The 3,220-nt window shown below is 72.9% G+C and carries 3 protein-coding genes; all 3 read left to right on the forward strand.

Annotation, left to right across the window (positions count from 1 at the left end; translation table 11 throughout):
- The first annotated feature begins 543 nt into the window (after positions 1-543).
- Positions 544-732: a hypothetical protein gene (locus ACZ6SD_RS00005; protein WP_465314628.1), complete on the forward strand. Its 189-nt coding sequence runs from the start codon at positions 544-546 to the stop codon at positions 730-732.
- Between the two features lie 168 nt (positions 733-900).
- On the forward strand, positions 901-2,478 hold the full coding sequence (locus ACZ6SD_RS00010) for an amidohydrolase (RefSeq protein ID WP_465314629.1): 1,578 nt from the start codon (positions 901-903) through the stop codon (positions 2,476-2,478).
- Positions 2,479-2,523: 45 nt separating this feature from the next.
- Positions 2,524-3,220 (forward strand): amidase family protein (locus ACZ6SD_RS00015; protein WP_465314630.1); only part of this gene is annotated, 697 nt, incomplete at its 3' end.

Genomic DNA, 3,220 nt, shown 5'->3' on the forward strand with positions numbered 1-3,220 from the left:
ACCCCAAACCATACAATAAGAGAGGGCCCTTCTTTACGTTTGGGGGGTTCCCCCCCCCCCCCCCCCCCCAAACACCCCCCCCCCCCCCCCCCCCCCCCCCTCCCCCCCCCCCCCCCCCCCCCCCCGGTCCCGAGGCCAAGTCGCCGTGCGGGATCGGCGTGCCGCATTTCGGTGTGCCGTGGTCGGCGGGGAGTCGTGGTGTGGGGTTGGTGTCCCGTTTTTCGGTTTGTCGTGGTCGGGGCCGTGTGGGATCGGTGTGCCGTGGTTGGGTCGTCATGGTCGGGCGAGTCGCTGTGCGGGATTGCTCGCTACCAGGCACCTCGGTCTGTCCGCTGGTTGGTGAACGGTGAACACCGTTTGGTGGTCCGCCAGCGCCATCCCGCCCCGGCGGCGTTCGGCATCCATCCTCGGCCACGGTTCAAGGTCATCCCAGGTCACTCAACAGGAGGTGAGACAAGGTCCGAGCTTGTCATTCAAGGGTCGGGAAACCCGCTTGCCATCCAGTGCGATCCTGGTCGCGGACGGCGGAACAGGGAGGGCTGGGTGGCGAAGCGGCGGTACGTGGCGAGAGGCGTGCCGGGCGGGTACCGGATCTGGGACAACAAGGCGCGGCGGTGGTGGGGCGACCACTACGAGCTGTGCCCTGACGACCTGCTCGGCGAGCTGAACGGCGCCGCCGATAACGCGCGGATCACCGCCCTGCTCAAGCACTACCGGGCGCTCCAGCGCTGACCTTGTCAGTCAAAGGAGTCGGCACCGCCCCTGGTTGATCATCTTCCTGCGACAGACAGACGAGACGATCACTCCCAGGGGGCGGCCGGACGGCGACGCTGCCTTGACCGAAACCAGAAGGGCATGAAACCACGCCGAAAGGCTTAACTGACAAGCTAAGTTGAGTCCATGCTGGACTTGCGGCTGGTCGACGCGACCATTCACACCATGGAGCCCGCCCACCCCGTCGCGCGCCAGGTCGGGGTGTGGCGGGGCCGGGTCGTCGGGGTTGACGGTGAGGTGGCGGACTTGCCCGCGCGGCGGGAAGTGAGTCTGGGTGGGGCAACGGTGCTGCCCGGGTTCGTGGACGCCCACGTGCACCTGGCGTGGGCCGGGATGCGCGAGGGCGGGGTGAGCGTCGCGCCCTGTCAACGGGTTGACGACGTGCTCGCGGTGATCGAGCGAGCCGCTGCCGCCGTGCCGGTGGGGGAGTGGGTCGACATCGTCGGCTACGACCAGCGGGCGCTGGGCAGGCATCTCACCGCGGGCGAACTCGACGCCGTGGGTGGTGGGCGGAAGGTGTTCGTGGTCCACGACTCCGGGCACGCGTGCGTGGTCAACAGCGCGGTCACCGCTCTGCTGCCGCGCGGCGTCACCCACGACGACGGGGTGCTCGCCGAGGGCGGCATGGCCGCCGTCCGGGACCTGCGGCAGCCCTACTCGGTGGGCGAGGTGTCCGCCGCGATCGCCCGCGCGGCGCGCACCTGCCTGTCCGAGGGGGTGACCACGGTGGCCGAGGCGGGCATCGGCGGCGGGCTGATCACCCACAGTCCCATCGAACTCGCCGCCTACCAGCACGCCCTCGACACCGGGCTGCTGCCGATCCGGGTCCAGGTGATGGTCGCCGGGAGCCTGCTGCGCGACCTCGGCGCGCACCCGGCCGACGACACGCCGCGCGCCATGGACCTGGGGCTGCGCACCGGGTTCGGCGGCGACCGCCTGGGTGTCGGCGCGCTCAAGGTGTTCACCGATGGCGGCATGATGGCCCGCACCGCCGCGCTCACCGCCCCCTACGTCGGCTCCGACCACAGTGGACAGCTCTACGCCGACGCGGACGAGCTGCGGCGGCTGATCATCGACGGGCACCGCGCGGGGTGGCAGCTTGCCGTGCACGCCATCGGGGACCGCGCTGTCGACCTTGCCCTCGACGCGATCGCCGACGCCCAGCGCGCCCACCCGCGCGCGTCGGCCCGGCACCGCATCGAGCACGCGGGCCTGGTCCGCCCCGACCAGCTGCCCCGGTTCGCCGCGCTCGGGCTCACCGCCGTCGTCCAGCCCAATTTCCTCTGGTACCTGGGCGACGACTACGCCGACATCATGGGCCCCGAGCGCGCGGACTGGCTCTACCGCGGCCGCGGCTTCCTCGACCACGGCGTCGCGCTCGCGGGCAGCTCGGACCGCCCGGTCACCGATGGCGCGCCGCTGCGCTCGATCCAGTTCATGGTCGAGCGCCGCACCGCCACCGGCCGCCCGGTTGGCCCCGACGAGGCGATCACCGTGCGCGAAGCCCTGCGCGCCTTCACCATCGACGCCGCCCGCGCCTGCCGCCTGGAGGACTCCCTCGGCAGCATCGCAGCGGGCAAACACGCCGACTTCACCGTCCTCGCCGCGGACCCGACCACAACGCCCCCGCGGGCGATCGGCGATATCGAGGTCGTCGCAACCGCCGTCGCGGGCGCTGTGGTCCACGGTGAGCGGTTGTGGTGACCGGGCGCCGGTCGCCAGGTCGTGCCCGATGGCGGCGGTGACCGGGTGCTCGATCAGGCGACCTACCTGGGGCTGAGCGCACGACGGATCGCGGACCTGGTCAACGCCCGGGAACTGGCCGCGGTGGAGGTCGTCCGGGCCGCCCTCGCCCGGCTCGCCGACGTCGACGGGTGGTTGCGCGCCTTCCGCGACCACTGGCCCGACCAGGCCATGGCCGAAGCCGCAGCGGTGGACAAGGCGGTCGCCGAGGGGTGCCGTCTGCCGTTGGCAGGCGTCCCGCTCGGGGTGAAAGCCTGGGAGTGGCCGGACAGCCCCCAGGTCCACCGGCTGCGCGCGGCGGGCTGCGTCCCGATCGGCACGACGTCCGTGCCGCGCGGCACCGACTGGCAGACCTGGGGCCACACCGACCGCGGCCCCACCCGCAACCCCTGGCGCCCGGACCTGTCCCCAGGCGGATCGTCGGCTGGCTCGGCCGCGGCCGTCGCGGCGGGAATCGTCCCCCTGGCCACCGGCACCGATGGCGCGGGCTCCATCCGCATCCCGGCGGCCTGGTGCGGGGTCATCGGTCTGAAACCCACCGGCCGCGGCCGAGTCCCCGGCCCTCTCGCCCGGTCAGCCGAGGACGCCGCCGCCTACCTGGGCATGCCCCTCCACCCCACACCCCCGGCCACCCCCGCCGCCCCAAGTGGCCCACCCCGTGGCCGTGCCGCGGACCTGGGCACCTCGACCCGGCCCACTTCGC

Source organism: Actinokineospora sp. NPDC051303 (assembly GCF_055586285.1).

What these genes read in the sequence shown, in the direction of transcription:
- ACZ6SD_RS00010 (WP_465314629.1), top strand. Translation starts at nt 901, where the DNA reads ATGCTGGACTTGCGGCTGGTCGACGCGACCATTCACACCATGGAGCCC.